We start from the raw sequence: 15,778 nt of genomic DNA on the forward strand, positions 1-15,778 counted from the left end.
ACGTCAGGTCCGGGTCACTAGATCATTTGCCGTGGTATTCGCGGAACCATTCGACGAACTGAGCGATTCCATCCTTGAAATCGGTCTGCGGACGATACCCGGTCAGGCGTTGGAGCAGGTCGGTATTGGCCCAAGTCGCCGGAACATCACCCATCTGCATGGGCATGTAATTCCGGATCGCCTTCTTGCCCACGGCTTCCTCGATTGCTTCGACGAAATCCATCAGACGCACCTTGTCACCATTCCCGATGTTGACCACACGATAAGGCGCGACCGGCGACAGGCTGTCACCCTCCTCGATATCCTCGGGGCTGTCCGGACGGACGGGGACCGCATCGATCAACAACCGGATTCCGCGCACCAGGTCGTTCACATTGGTGAAGTCGCGATACATTTCGCCGTGATTGTAAATGTCGATCGGGCGCCCATCCAGAATTGCATCGACAAACTTGTACAGAGCCAGGTCCGGACGGCCCCAGGTGCCGTATACGGTGAAGAACCGGAACATGGTCGTGGGCAGATCCCAGAGATGGGCATAGGAATGGCCCATCGCTTCGTTCGCCTTCTTGGTGGCAGAATAGATCGTCAATTGGGTGTCGGCCTTTTCCACCTCGGTAAAGGGCATGTCTTCGTTTGCCCCGTAAACCGAAGAGGTAGAGGCCATGAGCAGGTGCCCGACCTTGTGCTGACGGGCCACCTCCATCACGTTGAACGTACCCACAACGTTTGAATCGATATAGCTGCGCGGGTGTTCAAGGCTGTAACGCACACCCGCCTGAGCGGCGAGGTGAACGATAACCTCGGGCTGGAATTCGTCTGCAACCTGCATGAGGCGTTCGTGGTTTTCCAACAGATCCTCGGTTGCCGAGAAGCCGGGCGTCTGCAACAGCATCTGATGGCGGCGCTGTTTGAGAGTGACGTCGTAGTAATCCGTCATCCCGTCATAGCCATGGACCTGAAACCCTTCGGACAACAGCAGCTTGGCCAGGTGGAACCCGATGAAGCCCGCAGTGCCCGTAATCAATACCCGTTGCATAAAACCCTCGAACGCAAATCAACAATCCCGACCATCAGGGACCCTTTCGACCCGCCAAGGTCAAGGGGATTATCGGTCGGTGGGACCTCATATCCGATGCAGGGCAGGGCGCGTCAACCATTTGCCGCGTCCAGACCCGCATTGACCAGCGAGGGCAGGAATTGATCCAGCGCCCGACCCCAGGTCGTGATCGGCTGTTCCTGGATGAAAACAATATCGTTGGGACGCAGTTCCATACGGGCCGCGATCGACAATGCCGCGGGATTGCGCGCATCGAGGTGCCAGGCAGTGAACGCACCGATTTCCTCAGGTTTGGGAGAGGCACGCAGTACATAGATTTGCGACGCGTCTGCCGTTCTGGTGCTGTAACCGCCTTCGCCGAACAAAGCGTCGGCCAGGCTCAGGTGCTGGCCGTAGGGCAGGGGAACACGAGCATTCTTGCGGAACTCTCCCCCTAGATAGACATTTTCGCGCTGTTCGGAACCCAGTTGGCTGCGAACCGTGAAATTGTCACGTAACTCCGTCAGTTCGGCGCTGCGCAGATCGACCTCCTGCTAAAGTTCGGCCAAGGCGACCCCCCGAGCCTGCCGGTTCAGGCTGATGACGTCGATCTGATCGCGATAAATCGCAAGAGCCGGTCCAGGTCATAGCTGGTATCGGCAAACACGGCGTCCCCGTTCAAAAGGACCAGTTGCCGGAAGTCCGGTCGGGCCAGGTAGTTTCGCAACGGAATCTTTTACAAATCCCCACTACGGTAGATGCGGATCGTGCCCAGCTCTCGATCCCGGGTCGTCAGGCCTCCGGCCGCGGCAATCGCCTGACCGAGTGTCAAGGGAGTGACGGTCAGCGGCACCACGACCGGCGTTGCAACCAGCCCGCCTACTGCGACGTGTTTCGAGTTGTACGCCACCACCTCCAGCGACACGGTTGTTTCCGCCTCACTTATCGTTCGGCCGGGGACTTGCACCCGACCGGCGTCGGGGATCGAGATCGTGCCGTCATCGCGGACGGTGAAGGTATTCCGCTGAGCGCCCGCGCCAGCAAGTTCGGCAACCCGTGCGGGGCGTATGATCGCCACCATATCACCCGGTCCCAGGTGGTAGGGTGGAGCCTTCACTCGCGGAGGCGCGCGCAACTCAAGCGGCTCTGGGGTGAAATCCGGAACGGCAGGACCATCCGGCAGCGCAGCCAACCGAGAGTGGGCCGGTCCGGTGCTTGCGGTTTCATAGAAGGACTGCGGCAGACTGCGTGGCCGATAGGGCATCGTCACCGACCAGCCATAGGCGCTCGCCTGCTCTGATCTGCGTCGCAAAAGACCGCACCGGTTGAACCGTGTGACCCAAAGCCGCTTCCAATTCAGGGATGGCATCGTCGGTGGCGATTTCAAAGCGGATCGATGCACCACCCACGTTGCTGAGAAGAATGCCCTGGTCCGCGGCCGCAACGTGGCGGTTTTCGACAGACCACTGCGCGGCCGGTTTGTAAGTCATAGAAGGCATGGAAAGCTCCTGTTGTTTGTCGGCGGCCACTCTAGTGCCGAGGACCCTTGCGTTGCCCGCCCGCCTCAATAACCTGTTGTTCACATCTACGGCGGTGGCGTCAGCCGGCCCTGTCCACCATTGCTGCCGGGGCCACGGCGCGATAGGGAACAGGTCTGATGATAGGATCGTGGATCAAAAAACTCAGGCGAAGTACCGGCGAGCCTGAGCAGGAATCGCTGCTGGGGACCCTGGCACCCGATCGGCGGTTCTATGTTGTTGGTGACATACACGGGCGGCTGGACCTGTTGCAGCAACTGCTGATCCGGCTCGATCCGGACATTCCTCTGGTATTTGTAGGGGACTATGTCGACCGTGGAGATTGCAGCGCTCAGGTTTTGCATCACCTGCGGCATCTTTCGGAAAACGGCGAGCGCGAAGTGATTTGTCTGCTGGGCAATCATGAAGAGATGCTGCTTCGATTTATCGAGGAGCCCAAGCGGACCAGTCGCTTGTGGCTGGGAAACGGTGGGCTTCAGACACTCGCGTCGTTCGGCCTGACGGGAATAACCGAAGCGACACTGGGCGAAGATGCTGTCCAAATCTCGCATCAGTTGCGGTCTGTGATCGGTGACCCGGTTCTGACTTGGCTCGAAAACCGGCCACTGACCTGGTCAAGCGGGAATGTCTCCATCGTCCACGCGGCCCTTGATCCGGCTTTGCCAATCGATGACCAACCGCGCCATGTCTGTTTGTGGGGGCACCCCAATTTCCCGTCCACCGCTCGAACGGATGGCCAATGGGTCGTGCACGGGCATACCATAGTCCCAGATCCAAAGGTCAGTGGCCGGGTGATTTCGATCGACACCGGCGCGTTTGCAACCGGTCGGCTCACGGCGGCAGACATCAGCCCGGGCACCGTCAATTTCGTATCAACAAGCCCCGAGAATGAAGCCTCGGACACCGCCAGTCGAGCATGACGGCTATAGTCAAAAGATGATCTCGTAATACTCCATTAACGCTAACTCGGCATTTACCATTCCGCAGCGAAACTCCCGCTGAGCCTACGCGGCATCAGACGCTCAAAAGGGGATGGATGAGTATCGATTTTGTTGGTTCCCAGACCACTTTTTCCGGTATTGCCGCGCCGCGCGTAAGTCTGACATTCAGTGTCGCCAAACGCTTCATGGATGTTGCTGTTTCTCTGGCCCTGTTGCCACTTGTAGCGGTTTGTGCAGTTCTGTTGCTGGTCATGAACCCCATTCCAAACCGAGGGCGCTTGTTTTTCCGCCAGATCCGTATGGGCAGAGGAGGAAGAGCGTTCGTCGCCTACAAATTCCGTTCAATTAAGCCCGGGCACGGTGAGATCAGTGGACCCTATGGCCCGGTCGAAACGTCGTGTATCACGCCCCTGGGTCGCGCATTGCGCCGATCCCGGATTGATGAGCTTCCGCAAGTCATCAACGTGCTGCTTGGTAACATGAGCTTGATCGGTCCCCGCCCAGATTGCATCCACCACGCGCGGTTTTATCTGCGAGATGTGCCCGATTACCGCGCCCGGCTTGGCGTCCGCCCCGAAATCAGCGGCTATGCCCAGACCGAAGTCGGTTACGCATAAAACCCAAAAGATATTCGGAAAAAAGTTTGGGCAGACCATTACTACATCAATAATCCGAGCCTTGCTTTCGAATTTTGGATTGTTCGGCGGACGCTGCAGGCGGTTGCCGGATTCAAGGACAATCGACGCTGAGAGACGTTGTCAGATCGCAAGCACTTGCAAAGGCCTAACAAAACTGACGAAAAACCTCATGGCGCGAACAGGCGCGAGGAAACCGTGGGCGGTTTGAACCTTCTGGCCTTTGTCCGGCTGTGTTGGGCGCACTGATACACAATCGCCGCCTGCGCGGGTCGCGGCCTTTTGCAGGGATTTGGGATCTCGACCTTTGCGATGAAACCCCGCTTCCGGTCCGAAACGACGCTGGTTCTGACACGCCCTGCGGGCTATTCCGACGTGCCGTCGCAGGCCATGACGGGGCTAGGCGGAGACATCTCCGGCATCAATACTCAAGTCGAAATCCTTGGCTCTGCTCGTATGATGCACAATCTAGATTTGGAGTTGACCCTCCAGAATGATCCCGAGTTCAATCCAGCCATCCTCGCATCGCGTTGGACCGTACCTTGGCATAAACCGGCGGACCGGCCGGACAGCGAAGACCTGGGCATTGTCGCGGAAAACGTCACACAGGCGATATCTATCAAGAACGTCCGGAATTCAGATGTTATCCGGAGAAGCACAACAACCAATGACCCTCAGAAGTCGGCTGAGATTGCGGATACCTTGGCCCAGCTTTTTTGTTCGGGATCAGATCAACGGAAAAGCCGAAGGACTGACCGAAACTGTTTCATGGTTGTCGGACCGGGTGGCCGGGCTGGAGCAGGAAATCGCCCGGCAGGAGGACGCCATCAAGATCCTGCGGCCGCCAACCCCGATGCACTGGCCGCGCAGCTTTCGGAAACCCGAACAACGTTGGCCAATCTGCAGAGCCGTCTTCAAGAGCTTGACCAACTGGACCAGACACTTGTTGACTTGGACCCCGAACACTTCAGAGGCGAGGTTCCTGAAATCATTCATGATCGCATTCTCAGCAGCCTTTCAAGGCAGGTCGCCACGGGAGGCGCAGCCGCTAGGATAGCTCTCGCCGAACGTGTTTCAGAATTGATCGCCCAGAATGCCCGCGAACGCGCCGAACTCGATCACCAGTCCCGAACCCTGTCTCAACTGCTCACGACACTTGAGTTGGAATATGAAAAGAATGCCGGTGTGACGGCCGAATTACGCCAGTTCGAACGCGACGCCCGCGCAACCCAGTTGCTGCACGAAACCTTTCTTTCCAGGCTGAAGGAAGCCGCCGTCCAACAGGGCGCACAAACGCCGGACTGCCGCATAATTTCGACAGCCACTCCGGGCAAACAAGTTGCACCGCGTTCTGGTCTGACCATGTTTCTTGGGGTGATCGCCGGGGCGGCATTGGGGCTGGGCATCGTTCTTGTCCGACAAATCCAGCAAGCCGCGGTTCCGACGGGGTCCGATCTGGAGCTGACTACCAGCGTACCGGTTCTGGGCCATTTGCCATTGGCGACGATCCGCCAGCGCAGTCAGTTGGCCGGGTACGTGTCCACAAATCCGACGTCACCGCTCTCGGAGGCGGCCAGAAACCTGCGAACGTCTCTGCTGTCGCCAAATTCGGACGCTCCACCGCAGGTCATTCTGTGCACCTCGTCGGCACCGGATGAGGGTAAGACCACGATGTCGATTGCCTTCGCGCAAAGCCTGGCGGGGCTCGGTCGATGTTCTGATGGGCGAGCGCAGCACACATAGCGCTGCAGATACTTTTTCGTCTTCGCGCTTTCATGACCTCATGACGGGGTTGCGGGCAGACTACGAAAATATTCTGATCGACAGCCCACCGGTACTGGCCGTTCCTGACGCCCGGGTAATCGGGCAGGCCTGTGACGCGATCCTTCTGTCGGTTGCGCCGGCCATCACGTCCCGTGCCCAGTTGGAACAGGCGCTGCGCGAGTTTTCCAGCGTGAACTTGCAGGTCACGGGGCTGGTCATGTCGGACCTGAGGTCTGCCCGAAAACAGACCAAGGCAGGCGGGCAGGCCTATACGGCCTATGCCCGTTGCTACAACGTGTGACTATCTAGCCGACGATCATCTGCTTCATGCGCAGGGCTTCGTATTCCAGCTCTTTCAGCCGGAAATGCACGACATCTCCGATGGTGATCATGCCGCAGAGCTTGCCGTCGCGAAGAACCGGCATGTGCCGGAAACGCCCCTCGGTCATTGTCTTCAGCACGTCCATCAGCAGGTCGTCCGGCGTGCAGGTCCGGACATCGCGTGTCATCAGCGCCTCGACCGATTGTGGCAGCGTCTGACCCGGAGTATCCGCCATGCGGCGAACGATATCCCGCTCGGACAGGATCCCCTGCAGTGCGCCGTTCTGATCGGTGACGACAACCGCCCCGATGCGTTTCTCCTTTAGAATTTCGACCACCGAATGGATGGTGTCATTCGGCCGAACCGAAAACACCGCATCACCTTTTCCTTCCAGCAATTTGGCGACAGTGGTCTGAGTATGTGACAAATTCGACTCGGCGGATTGGCTGTAAGTGCTTGACCCGGCCTTGTCGCCACGTGTCGGGGGCTGGTAAGAGCTTGGGGCCATGGGCGGTCTCCTCCTTCAACGCTACAGGCTGTCCTCACCACCTTATCGCAGCAGAGAAACCTGTATAGGGTGCAAATTCAAAAACCGGCGCAACCGCGCCGGGTCGCAAGGAAAAACCGGACCCCGTGACCCAACTCCATCTGTCTCCTGCGGTTGCCGCCCTGATCTTCCTTCTGGTCGTGATCTGCGGACATAATTTTCGCAAACTGTGGAAAGAACAGCCCCCTGGTTGGCAGAAACGCGCGTGGCTGTTTGGTGTGCCCGCTGCGGCCGGGCTGCTGGTCCTGGGCTTCCTGCCGCTGGTGCCCTGACGCAGGTTTGACTCTGGGTGGGGCCGCTGGCATATGCCGGGCAACACTTTTCCAGGAGATCGCCCCATGCGCCGACTGCTTGCTCTGGCCCTGCCGCTTGTTGTTTCTGGCTGTCTGTTCGACGAGGAGCCCGAGATCGTCCGTCTGTCCGGCGAAACCATGGGCACGACCTATCACATCACCGCAATCGGCGAGGATCTGGACGAGGCGGCCCTGTCCACCTCCGTGGAGGAAACGCTGGCGCAGGTGAATGCCAAGATGTCCAACTGGGACCCGAATTCCGAAGTCTCGGTCTTTTCCGCCTCGGCCAGCACCGACCCGATGCCGGTGTCACAGGAATTCGCCTATGTGATCGCGGCGGCCAACCAGGTGCACGACCAAAGCGGCGGCGTGTTCGACGTGACGCTTGGCCCGCTGATCGAGCTGTGGGGCTTCGGCCCGCGCAAGCCCGAAGACCCGGTACCGTCGGATGCCGAGATCGCGGCAGCGCTGGAACAAGTGGGGCAGGCGCGCCTGCTGACGCTGGATGAACAGGCCGGGACGCTGGCCAAGGCGCAACCGGGCGTGGGGATCAACCTTTCGGCCATCGCCAAGGGCTACGGGATCGACGCCGTGGCCGAGACGCTGCGAGAGGCCGGCATCGAGAACTACATGGTTGAGATCGGCGGCGACCTGGTGGCCCGCGGTCAGAACGACAAGGGCGAGGCCTGGCGCATCGGCATCGAAAAGCCCGAAGCCGGGTCGCAGACCGTGCAATTCATCGTGCCGCTGGACAACCGTGGCATGGCGACCTCGGGCGACTACAAGAACTTCTTCGAACAGGACGGGGTGCGGTATTCGCACATCATCGACCCGATCACCGGACGCCCGATCACGCATCGGACGACCTCGGTCACGGTTCTGGCCGAAAATGCGATGATGGCCGATGCCTGGGCCACTGCGATGCTGGCGCTGGGGCAGGAGCGGGGGCTGAAACTGGCCGATCAGCTGGGTTTGGCGGTGTTTTTCATCTCGCGGGATGTGACAGGCGGCGAAGATGCCTATATCACGGTACAAAGCAGCGCGTTCAAGGATGCGCTGGGATCGAACTGAAGGGCGGGCCGGCTGATGAGCACCTTTATTCTCGCGTTTGTTCTGCTGCTGATCATCATGGTCGGCATGTCGCTGGGCGTGATGCTGATGGGCAAGACCATCAAGGGCAGTTGCGGCGGGCTGAACGCGATCTCGGGGGCCGACAAATGCGTGGTGTGCCAAAAAGACGTGGACCCCAACAGCCCTCTGCGTGACAAGCTGCAATGCAAGCGCGCCCGCCGGATGGTGGAACAGATGGAAAGCCAGGGCGCGCAGCACTGAATGGCCAAGGCCCGCAACATCCTGTTCATCATGTTCGACCAGCTTCGCTGGGATTACCTGAGCTGTTACGGCCATCCACATCTGCACACGCCCAATATCGACCGGCTGGCCGCGCGCGGCGTGCGGTTCACGCGGGCCTATATCCAGTCGCCGATCTGCGGCAGTTCGCGCATGTCCACCTATACCGGGCGCTATGTGCAGTCACATGGCGCCTCGTGGAACGGCATTCCGTTGAAGGTGGGCGAACAGACCATAGGCGACCATCTGCGCAAGGCGGGGATGGACTGCTGGCTGGTCGGCAAGACCCATATGCGCGCCGACGCCGAGGGCATGGCGCGGCTGGGCTTGGAACCCGACAGCCTGATCGGCGCGCGCGTGGCCGAATGCGGTTTCGACGTGTTCGAGCGCGACGACGGGATGCGCCCCGAAGGCCCTGACGGGTTCTATGACCCCGACGGGGCCCGCGCCTACAACGCGTGGCTGGCCGACAAGGGCTATGACGGCGACAACCCCTGGCACGACTTTGCCAATTCCGGGCTGGACGAGGACGGCAACGTGCTGTCGGGCTGGTTTCTGAAAAACGCGCCGCAGGCCGCGAACATCGCCGAAGAAGATAGCGAGACCCCCTATCTGACCACGCGCGGCATCGAATTCATGGAAACCCATGACGGCCCGTGGTGCTGCCACCTGAGCTACATCAAACCGCACTGGCCCTATATCGTCCCCGAGCCCTATGCCTCGATGTACGGGCCCGAGCATGTTCTGCCCCCCAACCGGTCGGAGGCTGAACGGGCCGACGCGCATCCCGTGCTGAGCGCCTTCATGCATACCAAGATCGGTCAGACCTTCTGGCGGCAGGATGTGCGCGAGGCCGTGATCCCCTCCTATATGGGCCTGATCAAGCAGGCCGATGACCAGATCGGGCGGTTGCTGGACTGGATGGACCAGACCGGCCGCATGGACGACACGATGATCGTGCTGACCTCGGACCATGGCGATTTTCTGGGCGATCACTGGATGGGCGAAAAGACGTTCTTCCACGACGCTTCGACCAAGGTGCCGCTGATCATCTACGACCCGTCCGAACAGGCCGATGCCACGCGCGGCACCGCCTGCGACGCGCTGGTCGAGTCGATCGACCTGGCCCCCACTTTCGTCGAGGTCGCGGGCGGTGCGGTGCCTGATCATATCCTAGAAGGCCACTCGCTGCTGCCAATCCTGCACGGGCAGGCGGACGAGACCCCGCGCAAATTCGTGATCTGCGAATACGACTATTCGGCCTCGCCCATCGCGGAAACGCTGGGCGTGTCGGTGCGTGATGCGGCGATGTTCATGGTGGCCACGAAAAAATGGAAGCTGATCCATTGCGAAGGCGGGTTCCGCCCGATCCTGTTCGATCTGGAAAACGACCCCGACGAACTGACCGATCTGGGCGACAGTGCGGCCTATGCGGATGTGATCGCGCAAATGTACGACCACCTGTTCGACTGGGCCCGGCGTCCGTCGCAGCGCACCACCCGCTCGGCGGCCGAGCTGGTCGAGATGCGCACCAAAAGTCGCGGCAAGGGCGTGATCCTGGGCGCTTATGACGAACGCGACGCCCCGCCCGAACTGACGGTCAAGTATCGCGGCCGCAAGGCCCGGCCCTGGCATCAGATCAGGAAATAGCCCGACGCGGGTCGTATCGCCGCAAAAGGCGGTTCACGATGCGGCGGGCAGGGGATAGAAGAACGGACAAGAGCAGTTATCGGAGACCCGACATGAGCGCACCCAAACCCGTCGTCCTGTGCATCCTCGATGGCTGGGGCCTGTCCGACGACACGCAGGCCAATGCGCCCTATCTGGCCCACACGCCCACATTCGACGCGATCATGACCAAGGGTCCGCACGCGCGGCTGATCACCCATGGCCCTGATGTGGGCCTGCCCAGCGGCCAGATGGGTAATTCCGAGGTCGGCCATACCAATATCGGGGCCGGGCGGGTCGTGGCCATGGATCTGGGCCAGATCGATCTTGCAATCGAAGACGGCTCGTTCTTCGAAAACGCTGCGCTGCAGGACTTTGTCGCCAAGGTGAAGGCGGCGGGTGGGACCGCGCATCTGATGGGGCTGGTCTCGGATGGCGGGGTGCATGGGCACCTGAACCATATCGTCGCCGCCGCAAAGGCAATCACCGATGCAGGCGTTCCGGTGGCTCTGCACGCCATCACCGACGGGCGAGACGTGGCCCCGAAATCGGCGCTGGACTTCCTGGCCGAGCTGGAGCGCCGCCTGCCTGCGAACGCGCGCGTCGTCACCGTCTCGGGGCGGTACTATGCCATGGACCGCGACAACCGGTGGGAACGGGTCGGCCGCGCCTATGATGCCATCATCAAAGGTGAAGGCGCGCCGGCTGATACCGCAAGCGCCGCGATTCAGGCCGCCTACGACCGGGGCGAGACGGACGAGTTCATCGCGCCCACGGTACTACCCGGCTACGACGGCGTCCGCGACGGCGACGGCTTCTTCTGTCTCAACTTCCGCGCCGACCGCGCCCGCGAAATCCTGCGCGCCATTGCCGAACCCGGATTTGACGAATTCGACACCGGACCACGCCCGCAGCTGTCGGCGCTGCTGGGCATGGTGGAATATTCCGACGGTCACAACGCCTACATGACCACGGTGTTCCCCAAGCGCGAGATCGTCAACACGCTGGGCGAATGGGTCGCCAAGCAGGGCCTGCGCCAGTTCCGTCTGGCCGAAACCGAGAAATACCCCCATGTCACGTTCTTTCTGAACGGCGGCAAGGAAACGCCCGAGCCCGGCGAGGATCGCTATATGGCCCCGTCGCCCAAGGTGGCGACCTATGACCTGCAGCCCGAGATGTCGGCCGCCGAGGTCACCGACAAGTTCGTCGAGGCGATCGATGCCGGTTATGACCTGATCGTCACCAACTATGCCAACCCCGACATGGTGGGCCATACCGGTGACCTGCAGGCCGCGATCGAGGCCTGCGAGGCCGTTGATCAAGGCCTGGCCCGTGTGGTCGCCGCTCTTGAAAAGGTGGGCGGGGCCATGATCGTGACCGCCGATCACGGCAATTGCGAAACCATGATCGACCCCGAAACCGGCGGCCCGCATACCGCCCACACGCTAAACCCGGTACCCGTGGCGCTAGTTGGCGGACCCGACGGCGCAACCCTGCGCGAAGGTCGCCTGTCCGATCTGGCGCCTACGGTGCTGAACCTGATGGGCCTGCCCAAGCCTCCGGAAATGACGGGTCAGAGCCTGCTGTCATGAGGCTGCGCGCGCTTCTTCTGGCGGCCCTGATGGCGGGGCAGGCGGCCCGGGCCGCGCCGGACCCCGCGCAGGCGGCACTGGAGGCGGCGCAGATGCTGGAACAGGCCTCGATCGCCCTGACCGAGGCCGAAACCGCCCGCGACCGCGTGCTCGCCCTGACCGAGACGATCCAGGCCTACGAGGCCGGGCTGGCCGCCATGCGCGACGGGCTGCGCCGGGCGGCTTTGCGCGAAAGCCAGCTGACCGCCGAGTTGAACGCGCGCGAACGCGAAATCCGCCAGTTGCTGGGCGTGCTGCAAACCATCGAAACCACGGCGCCACCGGTTCTGATGCTGCACCCGGCCGGGCCACTGGGGGCGGCGCGCACCGGGATGATGCTGTCCGAAGTCACGCCTGGCCTGAACACCAGGGCCCAGGCGCTGGCTCGGGATCTGGACGAGGTGCAGACCCTGCGCCGATTGCAACAAAGCGCTGCGGACACTCTGACCGAAGGGTTGGAAGGCGTGCAGAATGCTAGGACGAAGCTGAGCGAGGCCATAGCGAACCGTACCGACCTGCCGCGCCGCTTCATCGAAGACCCAGTACGGACAGCCATCCTGATCTCATCGACGGAGACTCTGGATGGGTTCGCCAGCGGTCTGTCTGAAATATCGGATGGAGAAATCATAACCTCGAACGCGGATGTGTCCCAACTGAAAGGACAGATTCCGCTGCCGACCCAAGGCGTCATACTCCATCGTTCCGGCGAAACGGACGCCGCCGGGGTCACGCGTCCGGGGCTTGTACTGGGAACCAGACCACGTGCATTGGTGCTGTCGCCGACAGCGGCCACGATCCGATACAGAGGGCCGCTTCTGGACCTTGGAAACCTTGTGATCCTGGAACCGCAGCCGGGTTTGCTTTTTGTCTTCTCCGGCCTTCAAGAGGTGTATGGGGACCCCGGTCAGGTGATCCCCGAAGGAACGCCAGTGGGCCTGATGCCCGGTCAAACACCAGAAATCGGCGCGATTTTGTCAACAAGCGGTGATGGCACTGGAACTGATCGTCCAGACACGCTCTATATAGAGGTAAGAGAGAACAATAGCCCCGTGGATCCGGAATCATGGTTCCGGACAGACAAGGATGGATAGACGAGTATGAAGAGATTTGTGATGGCCGGTCTGGCCGGCACCGTGGCAGGGATTATTGCGACTACCCAGATCGCCGGGCCACTGCTGGCGCAAGAGGCCGAAAACAAGGCCGGAGTCTATGAACAACTTGACCTGTTCGGAGACATCTTCGAACGGATCCGCGCCCAGTATGTCGAGGAAGTCGCCCCTGAAGAGCTGATCGAGGCTGCGATCGACGGCATGTTGACGTCTCTGGATCCGCATTCAAGCTATCTTTCCCCGGACGACGCCGAGCAGATGCGCGTTCAGACGCGCGGTGAATTCGGTGGGCTGGGCATCGAGGTCACCCAAGAGGATGGGTTCGTCAAAGTCGTCTCGCCAATTGACGGCACGCCTGCGGATGAGGCGGGCATCGAGGCCGGCGATTTCATTACTCATGTGGACGGCGAGAGCATCCTGGGCCTGACGCTGGACAAGGCAGTCGACCTGATGCGCGGCCCGGTCGGTTCGGAAATCGTGATCACCGTCGTGCGGGAAGGCGAACCAGACCCATTCGATGTGACCATCATCCGCGACACGATCAAACTGACCGCCGTTCGCGCCCGAACCGAAGGCGCCAGCGTGGTGCTGCGTGTGACCACCTTCAACGATCAGACCTTCCCGAACCTGAAAGAGGGCATGGAAAAGCAGATCGCCGAAGCTGGCGGCATCGACAAGGTGAATGGCTTTGTTCTGGACCTGCGCAACAACCCCGGCGGGCTGTTGACCCAAGCCATCAAGGTATCGGACGCATTCCTGAACGAGGGCGAGATCGTCTCAACCCGTGGGCGTAATCCCGAAGATGGTGAACGTTTCAACGCAACCCCGGGTGATCTTGCCCAGGGCAAGCCGATCGTAGTGCTGATCAACGGCGGATCGGCGTCGGCATCCGAAATTGTTGCAGGTGCATTGAAGGATCACCACCGCGCCATCGTCGTCGGCACCAAGAGCTTCGGCAAAGGATCGGTTCAGACCGTGATGCCGCTGCGTGGCGATGGGGCGATGCGTCTGACCACCTCGCGGTATTACACGCCGTCGGGCCGGTCGATCCAGGCTTTGGGTGTCAGCCCCGACATCATCGTGGAACAACCCCGCGTCCGTCCCGAAGCCGAGGAAGAGGAAGAAAGCAACGCCCGCACCCGGTCCGAGGCCGACCTGCGGGGCAGCCTGAACAATGACAGCTTGACCGAGGATGAAGTGCGCCAGATCGAGGAGGACCGCACTAAAGCGGAAGAAACCGCCGAACTGCGCAACGAGGACTACCAGTTGGCCTATGCGATCGACATTCTCAAAGGCCTGTCCGCCTTCAATCCGACAGAGCGGGCATCGCAATAAGATGCGCAAACACTGACCGAAGGGCCGCGGTTTTCCGCGGCCTTTTCTTTTGGCTCAGCTCTCGATTTTGTGCAGTTTCTTTTCGTCAAGCATCAGCGCCAGAACCAGGCCGATCGACACCGACAGAGTTGAAAAGACAAAAGCCATGTCCATCCCGCTGTCAAAGGCCATCGACAACGCGGATTTGATCTTTTCGGCCTCGGGCGCGCTGAATTTCTGCATGACAGCCTGCGCGGTCTTGGTCGTCAACGTACCGCCATTGATGGCTTTTTGATCGGCCAGGGACATGTCGATGCCGGCCTTGGAAAGGTGTTCGCGGAAGCTGGACAGGCTGACCATGTACATGATGGCCGTCGCGCAGGCGACCGAAATGGCGCCATAGACCAAGTGCACCATGAAGCTCAGACCGCCAACCAGGCCTGCACGTTCAGGCTTGACGGCGCAAACGGCGGCGGTGCCCGACGGGCCAACCGTCAGTGTCGCTCCCAACCCGATCAGAGCCATCCCCGGAAGAATTTGGAAATACCCCAGCCCGGCCGGCATCACGACGACACTGGCCGCGCCTATCGTAGCGCAGAGATACCCCCAGAACAGCAGGCGCTTGGGTCCGAAATCATTATACAATGTGCCTGACACGATCGACCCGACCGCCAAAAGAACGGTCAGCGGTGCTAGGCCCAGAGCAGATTCAAATACCGACCAGCCCAGAACCTTTTGCATGTATTGCGGAAAATAAAGCAATCCCACAAAGGCCGCCGAGACGTTGAACATGTTCAGCCCCAAGGTGATGCGAAATTGCGGATTATGCATCATCTGCGGCAGCAAAAGCGGTTCTTTCACCCGTTTTTCCACGCGTGGGAACAACAGAAACAGCGACGCGCTGAGGAAAAACAGAAACATCAGCGGAACCGACAGCCAGCCCCAGTCAGATCCGACATCCAGCGCGTACAGCAGCAGAAGGACAGCAAAAGAAAGGACACCCATTCCGGCAAAGTCGATGTGCTCACCCGTCTTGTGGGTCTTGTCACGCTGCATCAGCAGGACTGCCGTGGCCATCGAGATGCACGAGAAGACGACATTCGCCAGAAAGAACAGGCGCCAATCCCCAAGATTGACGACAAACCCGCTGATCATCGGACCAAATACGTTGCCCGTCGTGACACCGGCAAGGATCAAACCCATGACCATCGCACGGTGTTCCTCACGGGATACCCTCGTTGCCCCGAAGGCCAGCGTGCACGGCCACACGCATCCCGCGCCGATACCTTGAAGCGCGCGTGCGCCGATCAGGAAATCAAGGCTGGGAGATACGAAACACATGACCGAGGCGAAAAGAAACAGCGACAATCCGATGATCATGATCTTGCGATGACCGTACATATCGCCCAGCCGGCCGCCTGCGACCATCGTCATGGCGAAGAACAGCGCGTAGATGTTCAACACCCACTGAGTACTCGTGATATCGGCATCAAACGAGTTTTCGATCGCCGGAACCAGCATCAGCGCACCGGTAAAGTCTATGCCGATGCCAAACGCCGTTACCATCAGCGCTATGACCTTGACAATGCTGTCACGTTCCATTCGGCCACCTAAGTTTCCTTGGTGGCTC

The 15,778-nt window shown here is 60.5% G+C and carries 17 protein-coding genes; 11 read left to right on the top strand and 6 right to left on the bottom strand.

Features of this window, described 5'->3' with window-relative positions:
• Positions 1–22: 22 nt before the first annotated feature.
• The 4 genes from ACR0FC_RS14700 to ACR0FC_RS14715 all read right to left on the bottom strand — a co-directional run bounded on the left by ACR0FC_RS14700 (position 23) and on the right by ACR0FC_RS14715 (position 2,535).
• Positions 23–1,036: a GDP-mannose 4,6-dehydratase gene (locus ACR0FC_RS14700; protein ID WP_170341487.1), complete on the bottom strand. Its 1,014-nt coding sequence runs from the start codon at positions 1,034–1,036 to the stop codon at positions 23–25.
• Positions 1,037–1,149: 113 nt separating this feature from the next.
• Positions 1,150–1,578 carry a polysaccharide biosynthesis/export family protein gene (locus tag ACR0FC_RS14705; RefSeq protein WP_437342521.1) on the bottom strand — a complete coding sequence of 143 codons (429 nt, stop codon included), beginning with the start codon at positions 1,576–1,578 and terminating at the stop codon, positions 1,150–1,152.
• A gap of 194 nt (positions 1,579–1,772) precedes the next feature.
• Complete coding sequence (locus tag ACR0FC_RS14710; protein WP_170341491.1) at positions 1,773–2,300, bottom strand: polysaccharide biosynthesis/export family protein; 528 nt, start codon at positions 2,298–2,300, stop codon at positions 1,773–1,775.
• Positions 2,260–2,535, bottom strand: coding sequence for a hypothetical protein (locus ACR0FC_RS14715; RefSeq protein WP_170341493.1), 276 nt, complete (start codon positions 2,533–2,535; stop codon positions 2,260–2,262). Before ACR0FC_RS14715 ends, ACR0FC_RS14710 begins: the two co-directional genes overlap by 41 nt.
• A gap of 158 nt (positions 2,536–2,693) precedes the next feature.
• On the opposite strand from ACR0FC_RS14715, the gene ACR0FC_RS14720 reads away from it, so the two are divergent.
• The 4 genes from ACR0FC_RS14720 (at position 2,694) to ACR0FC_RS14735 (ending at position 6,215) form a co-directional block, all read left to right on the top strand.
• A complete protein-coding gene (locus ACR0FC_RS14720) occupies positions 2,694–3,494 on the top strand; it encodes a metallophosphoesterase family protein (protein WP_170341495.1) in 801 nt (266 codons plus the stop codon).
• Positions 3,495–3,610: 116 nt separating this feature from the next.
• The gene (locus tag ACR0FC_RS14725; protein ID WP_170341496.1) at positions 3,611–4,132 is read left to right on the top strand and encodes a sugar transferase; all 522 of its coding nucleotides are present in this window, start codon (positions 3,611–3,613) and stop codon (positions 4,130–4,132) included.
• A 330-nt stretch (positions 4,133–4,462) separates the two neighbouring features.
• Positions 4,463–5,893, top strand: a complete 1,431-nt coding sequence (locus ACR0FC_RS14730) for a GumC family protein (protein ID WP_170341498.1) — start codon at positions 4,463–4,465, stop codon at positions 5,891–5,893.
• A 40-nt stretch (positions 5,894–5,933) separates the two neighbouring features.
• Positions 5,934–6,215 carry a tyrosine-protein kinase family protein gene (locus ACR0FC_RS14735; protein ID WP_170341500.1) on the top strand — a complete coding sequence of 94 codons (282 nt, stop codon included), beginning with the start codon at positions 5,934–5,936 and terminating at the stop codon, positions 6,213–6,215.
• A gap of 4 nt (positions 6,216–6,219) precedes the next feature.
• Here ACR0FC_RS14735 and ACR0FC_RS14740 read toward each other — a convergent pair whose 3' ends face one another.
• The gene (locus ACR0FC_RS14740) at positions 6,220–6,744 is read right to left on the bottom strand and encodes a CBS domain-containing protein (RefSeq protein WP_093963355.1); all 525 of its coding nucleotides are present in this window, start codon (positions 6,742–6,744) and stop codon (positions 6,220–6,222) included.
• A gap of 125 nt (positions 6,745–6,869) precedes the next feature.
• Between ACR0FC_RS14740 and ACR0FC_RS14745 the strand changes: the two genes are divergently transcribed.
• The 7 genes from ACR0FC_RS14745 (at position 6,870) to ACR0FC_RS14775 (ending at position 14,169) form a co-directional block, all read left to right on the top strand.
• Entirely contained in the window at positions 6,870–7,055 is a 186-nt protein-coding gene (locus ACR0FC_RS14745; protein WP_093963354.1) for a hypothetical protein, read from the top strand.
• Between the two features lie 66 nt (positions 7,056–7,121).
• Complete coding sequence (locus tag ACR0FC_RS14750) at positions 7,122–8,147, top strand: FAD:protein FMN transferase (RefSeq protein WP_170341502.1); 1,026 nt, start codon at positions 7,122–7,124, stop codon at positions 8,145–8,147.
• A 15-nt stretch (positions 8,148–8,162) separates the two neighbouring features.
• A complete protein-coding gene (nqrM, locus tag ACR0FC_RS14755) occupies positions 8,163–8,408 on the top strand; it encodes a (Na+)-NQR maturation NqrM (RefSeq protein ID WP_093963352.1) in 246 nt (81 codons plus the stop codon).
• Positions 8,409–10,076 (top strand): sulfatase-like hydrolase/transferase, encoded by a 1,668-nt coding sequence (locus ACR0FC_RS14760; RefSeq protein WP_170341503.1) that lies wholly within the window; start codon positions 8,409–8,411, stop codon positions 10,074–10,076.
• A gap of 92 nt (positions 10,077–10,168) precedes the next feature.
• Positions 10,169–11,686, top strand: a complete 1,518-nt coding sequence (gpmI, locus tag ACR0FC_RS14765) for a 2,3-bisphosphoglycerate-independent phosphoglycerate mutase (protein ID WP_170341505.1) — start codon at positions 10,169–10,171, stop codon at positions 11,684–11,686.
• Complete coding sequence (locus tag ACR0FC_RS14770; protein WP_170341506.1) at positions 11,683–12,816, top strand: murein hydrolase activator EnvC family protein; 1,134 nt, start codon at positions 11,683–11,685, stop codon at positions 12,814–12,816. Before gpmI ends, ACR0FC_RS14770 begins: the two co-directional genes overlap by 4 nt.
• 6 nt (positions 12,817–12,822) lie before the next feature.
• Positions 12,823–14,169 (top strand): S41 family peptidase, encoded by a 1,347-nt coding sequence (locus ACR0FC_RS14775; RefSeq protein ID WP_170341507.1) that lies wholly within the window; start codon positions 12,823–12,825, stop codon positions 14,167–14,169.
• Between the two features lie 54 nt (positions 14,170–14,223).
• On the opposite strand, the gene ACR0FC_RS14780 is transcribed toward ACR0FC_RS14775, so the two are convergent.
• Positions 14,224–15,750, bottom strand: a complete 1,527-nt coding sequence (locus ACR0FC_RS14780) for an MFS transporter (RefSeq protein WP_170341509.1) — start codon at positions 15,748–15,750, stop codon at positions 14,224–14,226.
• Between the last annotated feature and the right edge of the window lie 28 nt (positions 15,751–15,778).

The sequence above is a fragment of the Ruegeria sp. BB9 genome, assembly GCF_056539345.1.